This window comes from Planctomycetaceae bacterium (assembly GCA_041398825.1).
Taxonomy (GTDB): Bacteria; Planctomycetota; Planctomycetia; order Planctomycetales; family Planctomycetaceae; genus F1-80-MAGs062.
The window spans coordinates 14,585-32,236 of the sequence record JAWKTX010000020.1 but is presented as its reverse complement, the minus strand read 5'-3'; the positions used below and the strand labels follow the sequence as shown (position 1 = coordinate 32,236).

The 17,652-nt window shown below is 54.9% G+C and carries 14 protein-coding genes; 8 read left to right on the top strand and 6 right to left on the bottom strand.

Annotation, left to right across the window (positions count from 1 at the left end):
- Positions 1-55: 55 nt before the first annotated feature.
- The 3 genes from trpE to R3C20_24390 all read left to right on the top strand — a co-directional run bounded on the left by trpE (position 56) and on the right by R3C20_24390 (position 3,238).
- On the top strand, positions 56-1,558 hold the full coding sequence (gene trpE / locus R3C20_24400) for an anthranilate synthase component I (protein ID MEZ6043651.1): 1,503 nt from the start codon (positions 56-58) through the stop codon (positions 1,556-1,558).
- Positions 1,559-1,567: 9 nt separating this feature from the next.
- Positions 1,568-2,626 carry a DNA polymerase III subunit delta' gene (gene holB, locus R3C20_24395; GenBank protein MEZ6043650.1) on the top strand — a complete coding sequence of 353 codons (1,059 nt, stop codon included), beginning with the start codon at positions 1,568-1,570 and terminating at the stop codon, positions 2,624-2,626.
- A 399-nt stretch (positions 2,627-3,025) separates the two neighbouring features.
- Positions 3,026-3,238, top strand: coding sequence for a carbon storage regulator (locus tag R3C20_24390; protein MEZ6043649.1), 213 nt, complete (start codon positions 3,026-3,028; stop codon positions 3,236-3,238).
- Positions 3,239-3,287: 49 nt separating this feature from the next.
- Here R3C20_24390 and R3C20_24385 read toward each other — a convergent pair whose 3' ends face one another.
- Genes R3C20_24385 through R3C20_24370 form a run of 4 tightly spaced genes read right to left on the bottom strand, consistent with a single transcriptional unit; the run spans position 3,288 to position 7,598 of the window.
- The gene (locus R3C20_24385; GenBank protein MEZ6043648.1) at positions 3,288-4,289 is read right to left on the bottom strand and encodes an ABC transporter permease; all 1,002 of its coding nucleotides are present in this window, start codon (positions 4,287-4,289) and stop codon (positions 3,288-3,290) included.
- Complete coding sequence (locus R3C20_24380; GenBank protein ID MEZ6043647.1) at positions 4,270-5,838, bottom strand: sugar ABC transporter ATP-binding protein; 1,569 nt, start codon at positions 5,836-5,838, stop codon at positions 4,270-4,272. The genes R3C20_24385 and R3C20_24380 overlap by 20 nt, the downstream gene beginning before the upstream one ends.
- Positions 5,838-7,118 carry a PQQ-binding-like beta-propeller repeat protein gene (locus tag R3C20_24375; GenBank protein MEZ6043646.1) on the bottom strand — a complete coding sequence of 427 codons (1,281 nt, stop codon included), beginning with the start codon at positions 7,116-7,118 and terminating at the stop codon, positions 5,838-5,840. The genes R3C20_24380 and R3C20_24375 overlap by 1 nt, the downstream gene beginning before the upstream one ends.
- A 21-nt stretch (positions 7,119-7,139) precedes the next feature.
- Positions 7,140-7,598 (bottom strand): hypothetical protein, encoded by a 459-nt coding sequence (locus R3C20_24370; protein MEZ6043645.1) that lies wholly within the window; start codon positions 7,596-7,598, stop codon positions 7,140-7,142.
- A gap of 322 nt (positions 7,599-7,920) precedes the next feature.
- Between R3C20_24370 and R3C20_24365 the strand changes: the two genes are divergently transcribed.
- Together R3C20_24365 and R3C20_24360 are read left to right on the top strand one after the other, a co-directional pair.
- The gene (locus R3C20_24365; protein ID MEZ6043644.1) at positions 7,921-8,718 is read left to right on the top strand and encodes a hypothetical protein; all 798 of its coding nucleotides are present in this window, start codon (positions 7,921-7,923) and stop codon (positions 8,716-8,718) included.
- A gap of 127 nt (positions 8,719-8,845) precedes the next feature.
- Positions 8,846-10,237 carry a PQQ-binding-like beta-propeller repeat protein gene (locus R3C20_24360; GenBank protein ID MEZ6043643.1) on the top strand — a complete coding sequence of 464 codons (1,392 nt, stop codon included), beginning with the start codon at positions 8,846-8,848 and terminating at the stop codon, positions 10,235-10,237.
- Positions 10,238-10,308: 71 nt separating this feature from the next.
- On the opposite strand, the gene R3C20_24355 is transcribed toward R3C20_24360, so the two are convergent.
- Both R3C20_24355 and R3C20_24350 read right to left on the bottom strand, forming a co-directional pair.
- Positions 10,309-12,003: a penicillin-binding protein 2 gene (locus tag R3C20_24355; GenBank protein MEZ6043642.1), complete on the bottom strand. Its 1,695-nt coding sequence runs from the start codon at positions 12,001-12,003 to the stop codon at positions 10,309-10,311.
- Complete coding sequence (locus R3C20_24350) at positions 12,003-12,506, bottom strand: hypothetical protein (protein ID MEZ6043641.1); 504 nt, start codon at positions 12,504-12,506, stop codon at positions 12,003-12,005. Before R3C20_24350 ends, R3C20_24355 begins: the two co-directional genes overlap by 1 nt.
- A gap of 353 nt (positions 12,507-12,859) precedes the next feature.
- Between R3C20_24350 and R3C20_24345 the strand changes: the two genes are divergently transcribed.
- The 3 genes from R3C20_24345 to R3C20_24335 all read left to right on the top strand — a co-directional run bounded on the left by R3C20_24345 (position 12,860) and on the right by R3C20_24335 (position 17,634).
- Entirely contained in the window at positions 12,860-14,251 is a 1,392-nt protein-coding gene (locus tag R3C20_24345) for a DUF4832 domain-containing protein (protein MEZ6043640.1), read from the top strand.
- A 281-nt stretch (positions 14,252-14,532) separates the two neighbouring features.
- Positions 14,533-15,267 (top strand): ABC transporter ATP-binding protein, encoded by a 735-nt coding sequence (locus R3C20_24340; protein ID MEZ6043639.1) that lies wholly within the window; start codon positions 14,533-14,535, stop codon positions 15,265-15,267.
- A 3-nt stretch (positions 15,268-15,270) separates the two neighbouring features.
- A complete protein-coding gene (locus R3C20_24335; GenBank protein ID MEZ6043638.1) occupies positions 15,271-17,634 on the top strand; it encodes an ABC transporter permease in 2,364 nt (787 codons plus the stop codon).
- Positions 17,635-17,652: the final 18 nt, after the last annotated feature.

Here is a 17,652-nt window from a genome sequence, read left to right as displayed (position 1 = left end):
CGTGCCCGATTAGAATCCCTCTGGATACATTCTCAGCAACGCAGGAAGATAGAAAATGTCGCGCACCTCTAATCCCTCGGAGGATGATTTTGCTCTGTATGCGAAGAAAGCTCGCTTTGTTCCCGTCTATCGCCAGCTGACAGCAGACACACTGACGCCGGTGACTGCCTATGCAAGAATGGCACAGGGAAAGTGGGCTTTCCTGTTCGAAAGCGTTGTCGGTGGTGAAAAGATTGGTCGCTACAGCTTCGTCGGTAGTCAGCCGTTTCTGACCGTGACGGCGATCGGACAGACGATGTTCGTCGAAACGCAGGATGGAGGGAGCCGCGAGTTCAAATCGCAGGACCCGTTGCATGATCTCGATGTGTTAATTGCGGATTACAAGTCTGTGGCCGTTCCGGGGTTGCCGGTATTCAGCGGTGGAGCAGTTGGCTTCGCCGGGTACGACGTGATTCGCTATACCGAACATCTGCCGAACGTGCCAAAAGACGACCGGCAACTTCCTGATTTGTGCTTTGCGTTTTACGATCAGATGGTGGTGTTTGATCACATTCGAAAAGCTGTTCTGGTTGTTGCTCTGGCAGACACGGCATCAGGGGATTTGCCGTCCGCTCGAGCCCTTGCAGAATCCAAACTGGATTCGATGTGCGAGAGACTTGCTTCCCGATCGGATGGCATTTCTCTGCAGGACATCAATTTGGCGTCCGATCCGGCTCCGACGATTCAGTCGAATTTTACTCAGGATGGATTTCACGCTGCTGTGGAATCGTGCCGGGAATATATTCGGGCTGGTGATATTTTTCAGGTGGTGATTAGCCAGCGACTTGCGCATCAGAGCGACGCCAGCCCTCTGGATGTCTACCGCGCGCTGAGAATGGTAAATCCCAGTCCGTTTATGTTCCTGCTGAACACCCCGGATGTGGATCTGGTTGGGAGTTCACCGGAAATCATGGTGCGAGTAGAAAATGGAAAGACGACGATCCGGCCGCTGGCTGGAACTCGAAAACGTGGTTCGACCGAGGGCGAAGACGAGGCTCTGGCAGCAGAATTACTGGCCGATCCGAAAGAACGGGCGGAACACGTGATGCTGATTGACCTTGCGCGAAATGATGTTGGTCGCGTCGCTGAATCAGGTTCCGTCCATTTGACTGACGTCATGGTTGTCGAGCGATACAGTCATGTCATGCATATTACGTCCAATGTCTATGGTCAGTTGCGTCACGGGTTGACGGCGATCGAAGCGCTTCGCGCCGGATTACCAGCAGGGACCGTATCCGGAGCCCCGAAAGTTCGCGCGATGGAGATCATCGATGAAGTAGAACCGCACAAACGCGGTCCTTACGGAGGTGCCGTGGGATACATCGATTTTACGGGCAGCATGGACACGTGCATCGCCTTGAGGACGCTCGTGATGAAAGACGGCGTCATCTATATTCAGGCAGGCGCGGGAATCGTTGCCGACAGCATTCCGGAGATGGAGTATCAGGAAACCCTGAACAAGGCGAGAGCCATGTTGAAGGCAATTCATATCGCAGAAACTCAGCTCCATCGGAAGTAGCGAACGTTCATGATTCATCAATGGCCGGATCTCAAAGGGCATCATGAACAGCGAGAGCTGTTTCGCCGTTCGATTGCGCGCGGGCGTTTGTCACACGCCTACGTATTCGCAGGGCCAGGCGGGATTGGCAAGCGACAGTTCGCCCGCTTGCTGGCCAAGTCGCTGTTCTGTCGGGAGCACCCGAATGAAGACGTCGAAGCATGCGGTGAGTGCAGAGCGTGTCGAGGATTTGAGGCTGGCACGTGGCCCGATTTTCTGGAGATCACCCGCCCCGCCGGTAAGAGCCAGATTCCGATCGATCTGTTAATTGGTTCCCCGGAGAAACGTGGTCGCGAAGGGATGTGCTATGAATTATCGATGGCACCGCAGGCGTCAGACCGACGAGTCGCAATTATTGATGATGTTCAGACACTGGGGGTCGAAGGGGCCAATGCTCTGCTGAAGACGCTGGAAGAGCCAGCTGCACACGCTTTGATGATTCTGGTCGTCGATAATCCGGATTCATTGCTGCCTACAATCCGCTCTCGGTGTCAGATCATTCGATTTTTTCCTCTGCCAGAGTCTGACATTGCTTCCATCGTCCTGTCTGAGCAATGGGTTGAGAATCCCGATGATGCGGCGATCGTCGCTTCCATGGCTGACGGAAGCCTGAGCACCGCCCAGCAGCTTTTGAATCCGGAACTCCGGAAGCTGCGGGATGCCCTGCACGAACAATTGTCCCGCCTGGAAAAAATGCAGCCTCTCGTGATCGCCCATCAACTTGCAGACGAACTTGATAAATTGTCCGCAACAGGTGATGAGGAACGCCGCAATGCAAAGTGGCTGCTTCACTTCGTAGCCGATTTTCTGCAGCACCGGCTGCGGCAACTGGCAACCGGAGATCTGTCTGACCCGCTAACTCAGCGATTTGGCGTTCGATACGGTGTCGATCTCCTGGGGCCACTGCTTGGTCGTACCATCCAGGCTACTCACCAAATCGAAGCGAATTCGCCAGTACGGCTGGTGCTGGAAGCGTTATTCGATGATTTTGCGCGTCAGTTGCGTTTGGGCCCGTTTTCTGCCCGCTGATACACGGGCAAAGGTGGTCGGCATTTGTTCAGTTCATGCCGGCTGTTGCAATTTGCCGTATCAAAATTCGCCATTCAGGTCGCTATTTGATCAGCCAGTCAGGATCGAGGTTGTCTGGGACGCCAGTGATATTCCCGACCCAGACTTAATCAAATGGCTTGTTTTTTCCCCTGTATTCCTCTTTTCCCCGGGATTTCTCAGGCAAATTCGTAAGGAAAATGGATGATAAGTTGTCGTGTTGCAGGATATCGGCAGATTTTGCCGATTTTCGGGCTTATTTTTGCAGGTTGGTTCCGAACAGCGGAAACGGAATTCATGTCATTGTGTTGTGGCTGAGAAGCAACATTTTGAGAGCTGCCACTGGCTCTCTACCGGAAAAGGATCAAAGGGAGGTGCAGGATGCTTGTCCTAAGTCGAAAAAAAGGTGAATCCATTCAAATAGCTGATAACATCAGCATCACCGTGACTGAGGTGAAGGGCGGACGCGTTCGATTGTCCATCGAAGCGCCGCGGTCAGTGCGAATACTTCGGGGGGAGCTCACCGACAGCCTTCCTGAGGTGACTGAATTCGTCGACGTTGATTTGTCATCGATTTTGAATTTGCCACGATGAACGAACGATCAGATTGGAAATGATTCAGGTGGAATTCGTGACGGGTTCATTAAGAACTGTTGGCGCGTCGACGTGATCCGATCCACCTTCTTGATCCGTCGATCATCACGGCCAGAACGATGACGATCCCTGTGACCACCTTCTTCGAGCCCTCGTCAACACCCAGTTGACTGAGGCCGGTTTGCAGCACGGCAATAATCAGTACACCAAACAGCGTACTGATGACGTTGCCTCTTCCGCCCATCAGGCTGGTCCCGCCGATGACTGCAGCGGCAATTGCGGAAAGTTCGAAGCCTCCTGCACCGTTGGGATCCGCGGCCTGCATGCGAGATGTTTCGAAGAATCCCGCCAGGGCTGCCATCATGCCGGAAAACACAAAACAGCTGATTCGTATCGGGCGACTATCAATGCCGCTCATACGAACCGTCGCTTCGTTGGTGCCTGTAGCAATGCAGTAGCGTCCGAACACAGTTCGCGTCAGAGCGAACTGTGTTGCGAGTACGACGAGCAATGCGAACAGGAATGCTGGTGAGATTCCGATGATTGGCAGATGCATGGTGGGAGCGGAAACTGCTGGACCGACATAGCAAGTGGCAGAGTCGGTCACCAGGTAAGCCATGCCGCGCGCAATCTGCAGAATGCCCAGCGTTACAATGAAGGAAGGGACGTTCAGGCCGACGGTAATCAGACCGCTGACAAATCCGCAAAAGGCACCTGTACCCACGGCCGCGATGAACGCTGCCGGAAGACTCCAGTGATGGTTTACCATCAGGATGCCAACAACCGATGACGCCAGCGCAAGAACCGAACCTACAGACAGATCAATCGCGCCTGTGATCAACACAAGCGTCATGCCGACAGACACGACGGTCAGGGCCGGGATCTGATTGACGATGGAAGTCACCGTCTTCACCGACAGGAACCGAGGATTCTGGCTGGAAAATATGACGACCAGCAGAACCAGAACTGCAGCAAGGCCGGCGTAGTCGCCAAACCTTTGCCAGAGGCGCTTGGTCAGTGTTTTCGGATAATTAGCTGCGCGTGTCATCATTTGGCTTTTGGTTTCGATATCCGTCGAAGGCCGCCTTCATGATGGCCTCTTTGTCGAAGGGCTGCGCCGAGAACTCCGTTACAATTCTTCCGGCAGACATAACAGCGATCCGATTACAAACGTGTTCCAGTTCAGAGAGATCACTGGAAACAATAATGATAGCCTTTCCGGCGATTCGCAATTCGTTAAGGAGGCTGTAAATTCGTTCTCGGGCGGCCGCGTCGATCCCTCGTGTTGGTTCGTCCAGGAGAAAGATATCTGCATTTCGCAGTAACCATCTGGAGATGACCACTTTTTGCTGATTGCCTCCGCTGAGTTCAGATACCGGTTGTTGCAGATCGTGGCACTGAATCTGAAGCTTCTTCTGCATGAATGCTGCGGCAGTTTCTTCTTTTGTATGACTGATCTTCCGGAACACAGATGGGAGAAGGTTGATTGCACCGCTGGTGAGCTGGCAAATTGCTCCCAGAGTCGTGTTAGCTCGAATACTTAGCGAAGGCAGCAGCCCGTCGTGCCTGCGTTCTTCGGTCACCATCGCTATCCCGGCATTCGTTGCCGCTACTGGGTGGCGGAATGGGCTTCGAACGTTCCGGTCCGGAAGTTCGACGGATCCTGCGTCTGCAACATCCGCTCCAAAGATGCAGCGAAGCAGTTCCGTTCGACCCGACCCTACCAGGCCTGCAATTCCCAGACAGTCGCCGGAGAAGAGTGTCAGGCTGACATTTCGAACCAACGGCGGTCGGTCAAGGTTGCAGATTTGCATCACCGGTTTCGGCAAAGTCGGCTCTGCACGCTTCCGCTCGAGTGGGACCGCTGTCGACAGAAATGGTCTGTCGGCCTCTTCTCCCGAAATGAATCGGACGACTCTGTCCGCATCGAATTGCTGTCGAGTGATACTGGCGATTAGCTGACCATCTCGGAGCACTACCGAGCGATCTGCTATTTCCCGCACTTCATCCAGCCGGTGGCTGATATAGAGCACGGCGATTCCTCGCTGTTGCATCCTGCGAATTCGATTGAAGAGCAGACTTGATTCGCTGGCAGTGAGTGCGGCTGTTGGCTCGTCCAGAATCAGAACCCTGCAGGGCCGACTGATGGCGGAAGCAATCTCAATTAATTGTCTCTGCCCGACCCCAAGAGATTCCAGTGGGGAGTCCGGGGCAATATGGCCCATGTCCATTTGTTGAAGGGCATCATGGGAAAGCTTCAGCAGCTTCTTGCGAGAAACAATTCCAAAATGATGAGGCAGTCGGTTCAGGAAGAGATTCTCGGCAACGCTGAGCGTTGGAATGAGGTTCAGCTCCTGCTGAACGATCTGCACCCCGGCGTTTTCTGCAGCAGCTTTGTTTGCTGGCCTGAATGGTCTGCCGTCCAGGGTCATTTCACCCTGGTCCGGCTGCACCAGTCCGGAGATGATGCGGCTGAGAGTACTCTTGCCAGCACCATTCGCACCCAGCAGGGCGACAACCTGTCCGGATTCGACCGTCAGATCAATCGATTGAAGAACAGGTGCCGAAAAACTCTTCGTGATGCCCCGGACGGAAAGCATCAACTTCCAATGCAGTACAAGTGCTGACTGGAACGGATGAGGATGTGGCCGTCGACGAACACGGGTGTTGCCACAGTATGTTCGTCGCTGATGGAGTTTGTTGCCAACACTTTGAATTCGTCAGCAAAGGCATCCAGCACGAATACCGTTCCGTCCTGACGCGTCACGTACAGTTTTCCGTCTGCGACTATCGGGGAAGATCTGTAGGTATTCCTGTTGACGTCAAGTTGGCCGGACCAGATTGTCTTGCCGGTCTTTAAGTCGAGGCAATCAATTGTGCCCCGTTTGTCCTTAAGATCGCGGCAGATAAAGACGCGTCCATTTGCGATGGCAGGTGTTGGCACATCTGCCGAGGTCTCCTGGTTCATCCACAGGATATGCGAATCTGTGACATCACCAGATCCACCAAGTTGAATTGCTGTCAGTGAGTCACCGCGAGCATACGGCGCGATCACGATTCCATCAGAAACAGCTGGTCCCGCGATCGAACGAAAGTACTTGTGCTGGGTGGGATTAAGTCCGCCGACTCGCCAGAGCTCTCGTCCAGTTGCGGCGTCGTGGGCGGTGACATGATCCGCTCCAAGGACGATGATCGTCTCCGCGTCGCCGTCAACCGAAACAACCGGTGTTGAGTAACTTTGGGCCGCTTCTTCCGGAGCGCCAAGGTCTCGATCCTGCTTCCAGAGAAGTTTTCCGTCCTGTCGATGAAATGCGGCCAGATAGGATGGTCCAGTCTGCATGCATGCAACGACTACGGCATCTTTGACAAGGATGGGTGAAGTACCGAGGTCCCACCAGAGAGTGTCTTCGCCGAATCGTTGCTGCAAATTGGTTTCCCACTGCAGTTTGCCATCAACGGAGCAACAGCCAAGATCCCCGCTCTTAAAGTACGCAAAAACGTACTTGCCATCAGTGGTGACCGATGGATTGGCACCAGTGCCATCCTTCCCGGGTTTACCGTCAACAGCCTTGCCGAGTGCCTGCTGCCAGCGGGGCTTTGAATCCATGCCGTAACACAACAGCAGGTTTTCTCCGTTGACGGTCGTTGTCAGGAAAATGTTGTCTCCTGCGACGGCTGGGGTGGAAGCCCCAATGCCAGGGACTTCAACCGACCATGTCAGGTTTTTTTCAGCGGACCATTCTGTTGGATATCCGCTGCCCGGTGCCTGCCCGTTGTGCAGGGGGCCCCGCCACCCGGGCCAGTCGCCGGAATGAACCGTTGGTATGAGTGCGAAGAAGGCCGCTGCGATAACGAAAGCAAGTCGGGGATGGCAACGCATTTGGGAGGACCCTTTTGAGGTTTAGTGGGCAGCGTGAGCGTGGTCATCGTGAGAGTGGTCGTTGTGAGAGTGGTCGCTGTGACTCTCTTCCGGCGGGTCCGGAAAGTCGCAAAGCTTCCCGAAGTAACCCGAGAGTTGAGCTGCTCCGCAAAGCAGGGCCATGCATGTCAGCAGCGTCACGTAAACAAATTTGCCAGTGTAGTTGCCCACTTTCAACCCAAAGATCAGGTGGTTTTCAACCGGAGGATCAACAGCCCCCCAGACCATCATGGCGATAAACATCAGCAACACGATGCCAATCCAGCCTCCACGCCAGATAATTGGCAGTGCCTTCGACCAGTTGACGGCGAACGTCCAGTAGGCCAGCCACGCGATTAGAGGGAGCCACGGCAGGATGACGTGCACGAGAGCCAGCACAACATCCAGCAATGACCAGAAAACATTGACCAGGCTTTGGATGAGGTTGAAAAGGGCGTCCATAAGTATCTTCGCGAACTAAGAGTTGAGCCAAACCGATCATGCCGGAGTTACGATGGAAGCCCTGCATTCCAGCGAATCCGGCCCCGGTTGTCCAGTAAATCAATCGTGCACTGACCAACATCGCGGAATGCTCACCAGTTTTGGGACGGAAATCATGAATTAGCGGCGCCGATTGTGGCATTTCGTGTTTAACGGCTCATGCGGCCCGCATGCTGAAATCACAATTCGTCTTGACAACGAGCGGAATCTTCCGGGACCTGTCAATGCGATGCATTTGAATCCTTTCTGTGTCAATTCCAATCAGGATAACGAGGTCAGAGCCATGAAAAAATTCTCGGTAGCTGTAGGTGTCTGTTGGGTGGCCGCGACGGCTGGTTCAGTTCTGGCGCAACCACCTGGTGGTCGACCAGGTTTTGGCGGACCAGGTTTCGGTGGGCCGGGCATGATGCGTGCTCTGCCGGTGATGGCAGCGTTGGATGCTGACAAAGATGGAACAATTTCCGCTGCTGAGATCGATGGAGCTGCTGCGGCATTAAAGGCCCTGGACAAGAACAATGATGGGAAGCTTACGGAGGACGAGATTCGCCCGAGTTTTCCAGGGGGCGGCGGTCCCGGATTTGGACCTCCAGGTGGCGACAGTGGTCGCGGACAGGGCGGCGACGAAATGTTGAACCGGCTGATGCAGCAGGATAAGAATGGCGACGGAAAACTGACCAAAGATGAAGTCGGTGAACGCATGCAGGCAATGATCGAGCGTGCCGATACAGATAAAGATGGCGCTGCTTCGCGTGAAGAACTGGCCCGCATGTCAAGAGATCGAAGCGAACGCCCGGATGGCGAACGTCGGCCTGAGGAACGTGGCCGCGACGGCGAACGTGGCCGCGATGGCGAACGTGGGCGGGATGCAGAAGGTCGGGGAGCACCAGCCGGCGGACCCGGCGCGGGGCCACAGGGATTCATTGATCGCATGTTTGAATTCGATGCCGACAAAGACGGAAAGCTGAGCCGCGAAGAGCTGGGCAAAATGTCGCAGGAGTTCGGTCGCGGTCGAGGTGGAGAAGGTCGGGGTGGAGAAAATCGGGGCGGAGAAGGTCGACCTCGCCGGCCTGAAGCAGAATAAACCCTTTGCGTCTCACGCAATCGAAAACACGATGACTGCAGCCACGTTCAGTTCATACAGCTGTTCGTGGCTGCTTTGCTGTCTGCCGTTTGTTCATTGCGGGCTCTTATTTTATCGGGAGTGTTCGATGGTCCCTGGATTCCTTAGCAGACCACGTTTTCGAAAACTACTGGCAGTGTTATTGCCGGCCGCAGTTTGTTTTTCTGTCGGACAATGCGAAGACTGGCTTCGGTTCCGCGGCCCGAACGGTTCAGGTGTGTGCCTGGACAAAGCTCCTGTTCCGGCTGAATGGGGGCCAACAAAGAATCTCAAATGGAAGGTTGCCGTCCCCGGGGCTGGCGTCTCCTGTCCAGTGGTTGTCGGCAGCAGGGTCTTTGTCACTTGTTATGACGGTTATGGACTGGACCGCCGTGAGCCCGGCGAACAAGAAGATCTCACGCGGAGCATGGTTTGCTTCGACCGGGCAGACGGAACTGTGCTTTGGCAGAAAACGGTGAAGGCGGTCCTGCCTGAAGACCCTTATTCGGGGATGGGTGTTCCTGAGCATGGATATGCCTCGCATACGCCCGTCTCAGATGGAAAGCACATTTATGCTTTCTTCGGCAAGTCGGGTGTATTTGCCTGGGACCTGGATGGTCGGGAACTCTGGCATGCACCTGTGGGTCTCGAATCCGATCCGCGTCGCTGGGGTTCTTCGTCGAGTCCTGTTCTCTCGGGAAATATTCTGATCGTCCCGGCCGGGCCGGAATCTCGCGCGGTCATCGGATTTGATGCCGGAACGGGCAAGGAAATCTGGCGAGCTGAGTCGGAAGGGCTGGGGAATGTCTGGGGAACTCCCATTGAAGTCACTTCCGACGGCAGGACAGATGTCGTGATCGGGGCCCCCAATGAAATCTGGGGTCTGAATCCTGAAACCGGAAAACTGCGATGGTTCTGCGAAGCTATGGAAACGGATCAATTCAGTTCCAGCGTTGTTGAAGCTGACGGAATGATCTACGCAATCGAAGGTCGAGGTGGCGGTTCGATTGCCGTGAAGGCCGGGGGAAAGGGAGATGTTACAAAGACGCACGTCATTTGGAGCGGTCGTGACAGCAGCCGATTTGGTACGCCGGTGGTGTATGACGGCCGGATCTATTACTTCTCGAACAAAGTCGTGAATTGCATGAACGCGGTCACGGGAGAACGCATTTTTCAGGGGCGGCTGACAAATAACATCGCACCAGCTGCCAGCAACCAGCCTGAAGAAAGCGGCGGTCCGGGAACCGGTCGGCAACGCACCCGTGGCTTTGGTGGAGCCTCCGATTACGCGTCTGCCATCATTGCTGACGGGAAGATCTTTTACACGGCGCGAAATGGCGACATTTACGTGCTGAAGGCCACCGATACACTGCAACAACTTGCGGTGAACCGTGTCACGAACAATGACGAAGAATTCAGCGCGACGCCTGCGGTCAGCGACGGACAATTGTTTATTCGGTCCAGCAGGTACCTGTACTGCATTGCTGCGAAGCAGGAATAAAGCACCCGGCGTCTGCATACGGGGAACTGAATGCGGGGTACAGAACACGAGAGGCGGAAAGCGGTTCTGTTTCAGTTGCTGGCCCGTTGTAGCGCAAATTCCAGTATCCTTGCCGCAGTTGGCGCTGCTACGGTTCCACCGTATTGTGTTCCATCTGCACGAGGTTCGTCGACCATAACAAGTACCAGAACCTGGGGGTCTTCCGCCGGGGCACCGCAGATAAAAGACAGCACCCAGGCTTTGTCTGAATAGCGGCCGGTCTCTGGGTCCAGTTTCTGCGCTGTCCCTGTTTTGCCAAAAATGCTGAGTCCTTTGATGCGGGCCGATTTGCCTGTGCCTCTTTCGACAACCTGTTTCATCGGGTTCTGAACGAGCCAGTTGCAGATATGACCATTCAGGACGCTGGATTCTACCTGTGCCGATGCTTCTGCCAGTGCAATTTCCTGTGAGACTGAACCGGATGTCCTGTCGTGTTTGAGCAGTCGCGGTCGAACAAGTCGTCCTCCATTCGCGATGGCAGCGTGGGCGGTAATCAGCTGCAGCGGGGTAACAGCCAGTTCCTGACCCATGGGGATGGATCCAAGCGAATAATCAGTCCATTGGGAAATCGGACGCAATAAACCTGTCAGTTCTCCCGGGATTTCTATGCCGGTGCGGCGACCAAATCCAAACTGCACCGTGGCGTCATAGAGAGCGTCCATTCCCATCCGTTCTGCGATTTTAGCCATCCCGATATTGCTGGATTTTACCAGCACGTCTTCGACGCTCAGGTCACCATAGGAATGATGATCGTGCAGAATTCGTTTGCCCATTCGATAGACGCCGAAAGCACAATCGATCAGTTCCTCTTTGCGAAGCAGATTGTGCTGTAGTGCCCAGGCGACGATGAATGGTTTAAAAGTGGAGCCTGGTTCAAAGAACGCGGATACCGCGAGGTTTTTCCATGCGGAATCTTCGACCTGCCGGAGGTTGTTGGGGTCGAAGGCCGGGCGCGAAGCCATTGCAAGAATTTCGCCTGTGACTGGTTCCATCACAATGGCACACGCGCCGACGGGATTCCATTTGGCCATAAGTTCATCCAGTTGCCGCTCCGTTTCAATCTGCGTCAACAGGTCAATGGTGGAAACAACGGTCTGTCCGTGAACGGGAGATTCAGACCGATCCGCAGCGACTTCCATGATCAGCCCGCGAGCATCTCGTGTCATGAAGCGTGAGCCATCCTGTCCGCGAATGAATTCGTGCAGACTCTCTTCCAGCCCCCCGCGTCCGATGTTATCGATGTCCCGCATGCCAAGAACATGTGCGGCGTACGATCCCTGCGGGTACTGCCGTTGATACTCGCGACGCAATCCCCATGTTTGTCTCGGCAGGTTCAAAGCCAGGAATGCCGCACGCTGCTCTTCCGAAAGTCGGCGACGAATCCAGAGAAAGCGTTTGTCGGAATGTTCCAGTATCTTTCGATAGACCTGGTCGGCATCAATGTTCAGGACAGAGCTCGTTTTCCAGGCAAACTCCCAGGGGTCGTCAATGGCATCGGGAATCGCAAACAAGCTGTCCCGCGTGATTGTCATGGCCAGGACATGACCATGACGGTCCAGGATTTCCCCGGGGCGGGCTGCAATCACTTCAGAGAAGTGGCTTTGGCGCTGCACTCGGTTATTCATGAGTTCTCGCTGGGCTCCCTGAATCTGAATCAGTCGGCCGATGAGCAATAACCACCCCAGAAGAATGATGGCTCCTGGAAATCGAATTCGCCAGTCGGCCATCAGTCGATTCCTCTGGGACTGAAGGGATGCTGGAATCGCAGAAGCGGAAGTCGTCCCGATTCACCGGGGTTAGGGTGAGAAGAATTCCGGTCGTTTGACGCGTTGTCGCCGGGTGGACTCGGTTCGCGCATTCCGGAGGTTGACGCCTGCGAACTTTTCAATGGATTCTGTCGACTGTTACGCCGATCGATGACGGCGGCTCGCAATGTGGAAAGCTGCGCAGGAGCAGTCAGTCGCTGAGTCTCAAGTCTCAAGGCCACCTGTTGCTCTATCAGGAGATCGGTTTGATAGTACTGACGGCTGATGGATCGACGCAGTTGGAGCGTCTGCTTTTCCAGCATGACACCCGCCATAGAGACCATGACGACAAGAATGAGAGATGCGGCAAATCGAAAGAACATGTCTTCCACCCGTGAGGCGCTGTGAAAACACAGACATCCCTGTCTGTGCGTCTTCAATGTTTGCCTTCCCCGCGTATCGGCAAATTCTGCCGATATTGTCATGGAAAACCTGCCTTCCTGAATGACGTCCGACGCGATACGTGTCCATCGAGCCGAATGTGACGGTTGAAGCGGGTCGCCCGTTCCCGATTGCCTGTCGCTCACAGGTTCCGGAGTCACTCATTCCATGGAATTGCAGGAGGCCGGGCCAGCCATGCAGTTCTCATCACCCTGGATCTCTGTTCTAACGGCAGAACGCTCGTCTTGCCCTCCACTTTGCCTGGCCCTATGCCTGCGTTCACCGAGTGGGGTCCGTGACCGGTGCTCTTTTGTATGGAGCCCTTTTGCATTGTGGTCCGCCGCAGGTCAAGATTCAGCCGTACAGAACGATATTACGATTTGCAGGAGTGCCCGCAGTGTTGCTTCGCCCGCCGTCGATTCTTTTCATGTTGATTCTGTGGGCGTCGCTGCTGGCCGTTTCTCGTTGCCAGGCTGGCGAGCCGTTGGAATACGTGCCTGCCGCCATCGACAATCCTCTGAAGGGACTGGTGCCTTATTCCGGTGAGAAGCGAAACAACTTTCCGCACAGCATGGAATTCAATTCTCTGCCGCTCGGTCAACTGATGACCGGCATGGACGAGTTCAACTGGCAGCCGCTGGAAGAACTGCTCAACGATGTTGCTTCACGCGGACATCAGACCGTTCTTCGCATCTGGATGGTGTATCCCGGGTTTGACAACGGCATCCCTGAATTCCTGATCAAAGACGGATTGAAGGTGACGACGTGGCTGAATGAAGCGATGGACCCATTTCCTCCGGCAAAAGTTCACACTCCCGACTACAACGATCCTCGTCTTCGCAGGGCCATGCAGAGTTTTGTAACTGCGATGGGGAAGAAATATGACGGAGACCCACGCATCGGTTTCCTGACAGCAGGGTTGCTGGGGCTATGGGGCGAATGGCACGAATACCCTCGGCAGGATCTGTTTGCATCAAAGGAAACTCAGGCCGAAGTGCTGAATGCATTTACTGCTGCGTTCCGTGTGACTCCGATCCTCCTGCGATATCCCACCGGGGATGATCACTGGCTGTACACGAAGAACGCACACCGACCGTTTGGTTACCATGATGACTCCTTCGCATGGGCTACTCTGGACACCGGTCGCGACGAAGACAGCTGGTTCTTTATGCCATCGATGAGAGTTGCCGGACCGTCGGCGATGTCGAAATGGAAAACGCACCCGATCGGAGGCGAGATCCGTCCCGAGCTCTGGGGCAGCATCTTTGACGACAACGTCGATCACAAGCAGGCTCAGGATTTCGGCCAGTGTGTTCGGGAAACCCATGCCAGCTGGCTTCTGGATACGGGCATGATGGAAAAGAAACAATCCCGCGTGCGAGTGAAGAATGCCAGCATCGCCGTTCAGAAAATGGGCTATGAATTTCACGTGACGCAGACCAGCATCAAGCACGAAGCCAGCCGAACGAACGTGAAAGTGCAGCTGCGCAACACCGGTGTCGCGCCATTCTATTACGACTGGAAAGTAGTCATGGCAGCGTTCGACAGCAGGCAGGCAACCTTGCGGCAGTGGCCCACGGACTGGAAAATTACAGGGTTGTTGCCAGGCGACGCCGACCGTACCTGGCTGTTCACACTGGAGAATTCACAAATTCCGACGGGTACCGATGTCCTTGTCTTTCGTGTAGTGAATCCGCTCTCGAATGGGCTGCCTCTTCGCTTTGCGAATGCTCAGCATCACCAGTCCCCGGACGGATGGTTTCGCATCGGAGAGATGCCGGCAGAGTGAACGCCGGTCGTGGATAAGTGATGGCTGGAAGACAGCCGGCCGAACGCAGCTACGCACGGCACCACACGGTGCCGTGAGCCAGGAATCGTTCCTGCACTTTTCTGATCCCGACGCCTTAAACCTGAAGCCTCTTGTCTTTTCACCCGCTTCCCGTGTCCGCACTTTCCGCGTTCAGGTGTCCGATGGTCAGGCATCAATTTCGCGCTGCGCAGCAGGCGATTCGACAAACTGATATTATCCCGGCTTACCGTACATCCAGGACCACCTGTGATTCTGCATGAATGTCCAAGTCCCCTTTACAACCTGAAACTCGGACCGCCGTTTTTGAAGCGCGCGATATTACCCGTGTATATCGCATGGGCGAAGTGGATGTGACTGCCCTGCGCGGCACGAGTGTGAAACTCTATGAAGGAGAGTTTGTTGTCCTGGTGGGGCCGTCCGGAAGTGGTAAATCAACGTTGCTGAACATCCTTGGTGCTTTGGATGTGCCTACGTCCGGCCGGGTTTTTTTTCGCAACGGCGAGCTTACGGCCATGACCGACTCGCAGCTCACGCGGTTCCGGCGAAATCATGTCGGCTTTGTCTTTCAGTTCTACAATCTGATTCCCAGTTTGACGGCCGAAGAGAATGTCGCTCTGGTCACGGAAATCTGCGAGCACCCGATGAAACCTGCCGACGCGCTGGAAATGGTGGGATTGAAAGCACGTCGCAACCATTTTCCATCTCAGATGTCCGGAGGTGAACAGCAGCGGGTTGCCATAGCGCGCGCGATTGCCAAGCAGCCGGGTGTTCTGCTGTGTGACGAACCAACCGGTGCCCTGGATGTCACGACTGGTGTTCTGGTGCTGGAAGTGATTGAGCGTGTGAATCGAGAACTTGGCACAACAACGGCCGTCATCACTCACAACGCAGCGATTGCAGCGATGGCGGATCGCGTGATCAGCATGTCGGATGGTCGCATTGTTGATGAACGTATCAACGATCACAAAAAACTGCCGTGCGAGATCGAATGGTAATTCATGCTCGCGATTCACCGAAAATTAGTTCGCGATCTCTGGACGCTGCGGGGCCAGGCCGTTGCCGTTGCTGCCGTAATTGCCTGTGGTGTTGCTATCAGTGTGATGTCGCTCAGCACGCTGGAATCACTCTCCGAAACACGCGATACCTACTACGGACGGTTTGCCTTCGCCCATCTGTTTGCTTCTGTTAAACGGGCTCCCCTGCATGTCGCAACACGACTCAATGAAATTGACGGAGTGGCGCAGGTTGAGGCACGAATTGTGCGCGACGTCACCATGATGGTCGAAGGTCTGGCCGAGCCTGCGGTGGCTCGCCTGATTTCCATTCCGGACACCGGCACATCGCGATTGAATCAGGTTTATCTGCGGCGCGGTCGAATGCCTCAAATTGGACATGGTCTGGAAGTACTGGTGGGCGAATCGTTTGCGGCGGAACACAGTTTCAGGCCGGGGGATTCCGTGCAGGCTATTCTGAACGGCCGCCTGCGAACACTGCGAATCGTTGGTGTTGCGCTGTCGCCGGAATATGTGCTGCAGATCAAAGCCGGAGACATGCTGCCGGACACGAAACGCTTTGGGATCTTCTGGATGCCCGTCACCACGATGGAAGCGGCCTTCGATATGAAGGAAGCCTTTAACGATGTCAGCGTATCACTGATGTACGGAGCATCCGAAGACGAAGCGAAACGCCGCATGGATCTGCTGCTGGATCCCTGGGGCAACGGGGGAGCCTACGGCCGGGACGAACAAGTATCGGCACGTTATCTGGATGAAGAAATCACCCAGTTGCGAGGCACAGGAATGATTGTGCCAATCGTCTTTCTGGCCGTGGCCGCGTTTCTTCTGAACATCGTGCTGTCGCGACTGATCAGCACACAGCGCGAACAAATTGCGGCAATGAAAGCATTCGGCTATTCCAACGTGGAAGTCGGACTGCATTATTTTCAGATGATCGCCGTGATTGTGTTTTGTGGTGTCGTGCTGGGGACTGCCGTCGGGGCGTGGATGGGGCACGGCTTAACCAGCATCTACACCCAGTTTTACCGTTTTCCGATGTTCCATTTTGCGATGGATTTGCGATCGACGGTACTCGCTTCCTCGCTGAGCCTTGTGGCGGCTTCCATTGGCAGCCTGAGTGCCGTTGCCGCCGCGGTGCAATTGCCTCCTGCTGAAGCCATGCGGCCCGAACCTCCACCCAGATACCAACCGACACTTGTGGAACGCTTTGGACTGCAACGCTGGTTTTCGCAGACCTGGCGGATGATTCTGCGTCAACTGCAACGGCGTCCCTGGAAGTCCTCGCTCAGTTGTCTGGGGATTGGTTTGGGAACGGCCGTGATGGTTGTCGGCAGCTTTGGGTCAGACGCTCTGGATTATCTGATTGAGTTTCAGTTTCGGATGGCTCAGCGTGATGACGTTATGGTGACTTTCTATGAGCCAACACCAAAAACGGTGCTGAATGAACTGCACAATTTGCCTTGCGTTATCCAGGTCGAAGCATTCCGTTCGCTTCCCGTGCGGCTGACATTCGGTCCGCGCGATCGGCGTCTGGCATTGATGGGTTTGTCAGCGCAGCGGGAGCTTTTTCGACTGTTCGATGCGGACGTCAGGGAGATCCAGCTGCCGGAATCCGGTCTTTTGATTTCCGAAAAACTGGCTCAACTGCTCAATGTGTCTGTGGGTGATCGAGTCGCCGTCGATGTACTGGAAGGTAAGCGGCCTCAGACCAGCCTGATCGTGTCCGGTCTGATTCGCGACTTCAGCGGAACCAATGCGTATGTTCACAGCAAGGTTATTGATCGAATCATGGCCGAACGCCCGATGGTTTCCGGCGCGTGGTTGACGGTCGATGCCTCCGGTCAGCAGCAGCTTTACGAAACGCTCAAGCAGACGCCCCGTGTGGCAGGTGTCACCGTCAAAATGGCGACGATTCAAAGCTTCCTGGATACGATTGCAGAAAATCAGTTGCGTATGCGGTTGTTCAACATTGCCTTCGCCTGCGTGATTGCCTGTGGAGTCGTCTACAATACGGCCCGAATTGCCCTGGCGGAACGCAGTCGTGAACTGGCTACACTGCGAGTTCTTGGATTCACAACGGGTGAAGTCTCGGGGATCCTGCTGGGAGAACTGGCTGTTCTGACCGTCATTGCTATACCACTGGGACTGATGATCGGGCACATTCTGGCATGGCTGACCTGTCAGGCTCTGCAGACAGAAATGTATCGCATCCCGTTCATTATCAGCCGGTTCACCTACCTGTTTGCGTCCGTCGTTGTGTTGCTGGCGACCATTGTTTCAAGCCTGCTTGTGCGCCGGCGAATTGATCAACTGGACATGGTGGAAGTGCTGAAGAGCCGTGAATGAATCCATGCCTTCGGTCTT

What these genes read in the sequence shown, in the direction of transcription:
- R3C20_24360 (MEZ6043643.1), top strand. Translation starts at nt 8,846, where the DNA reads ATGGTCCCTGGATTCCTTAGCAGACCACGTTTTCGAAAACTACTGGCA.
- R3C20_24365 (MEZ6043644.1), top strand. Translation starts at nt 7,921, where the DNA reads ATGAAAAAATTCTCGGTAGCTGTAGGTGTCTGTTGGGTGGCCGCGACG.
- R3C20_24350 (MEZ6043641.1), bottom strand. Translation starts at nt 12,506, where the DNA reads ATGACAATATCGGCAGAATTTGCCGATACGCGGGGAAGGCAAACATTG.
- R3C20_24340 (MEZ6043639.1), top strand. Translation starts at nt 14,533, where the DNA reads ATGTCCAAGTCCCCTTTACAACCTGAAACTCGGACCGCCGTTTTTGAA.
- R3C20_24375 (MEZ6043646.1), bottom strand. Translation starts at nt 7,118, where the DNA reads ATGCGTTGCCATCCCCGACTTGCTTTCGTTATCGCAGCGGCCTTCTTC.
- R3C20_24355 (MEZ6043642.1), bottom strand. Translation starts at nt 12,003, where the DNA reads ATGGCCGACTGGCGAATTCGATTTCCAGGAGCCATCATTCTTCTGGGG.
- R3C20_24335 (MEZ6043638.1), top strand. Translation starts at nt 15,271, where the DNA reads ATGCTCGCGATTCACCGAAAATTAGTTCGCGATCTCTGGACGCTGCGG.
- holB (MEZ6043650.1), top strand. Translation starts at nt 1,568, where the DNA reads ATGATTCATCAATGGCCGGATCTCAAAGGGCATCATGAACAGCGAGAG.
- R3C20_24390 (MEZ6043649.1), top strand. Translation starts at nt 3,026, where the DNA reads ATGCTTGTCCTAAGTCGAAAAAAAGGTGAATCCATTCAAATAGCTGAT.
- R3C20_24380 (MEZ6043647.1), bottom strand. Translation starts at nt 5,838, where the DNA reads ATGCTTTCCGTCCGGGGCATCACGAAGAGTTTTTCGGCACCTGTTCTT.
- trpE (MEZ6043651.1), top strand. Translation starts at nt 56, where the DNA reads ATGTCGCGCACCTCTAATCCCTCGGAGGATGATTTTGCTCTGTATGCG.
- R3C20_24385 (MEZ6043648.1), bottom strand. Translation starts at nt 4,289, where the DNA reads ATGATGACACGCGCAGCTAATTATCCGAAAACACTGACCAAGCGCCTC.
- R3C20_24370 (MEZ6043645.1), bottom strand. Translation starts at nt 7,598, where the DNA reads ATGGACGCCCTTTTCAACCTCATCCAAAGCCTGGTCAATGTTTTCTGG.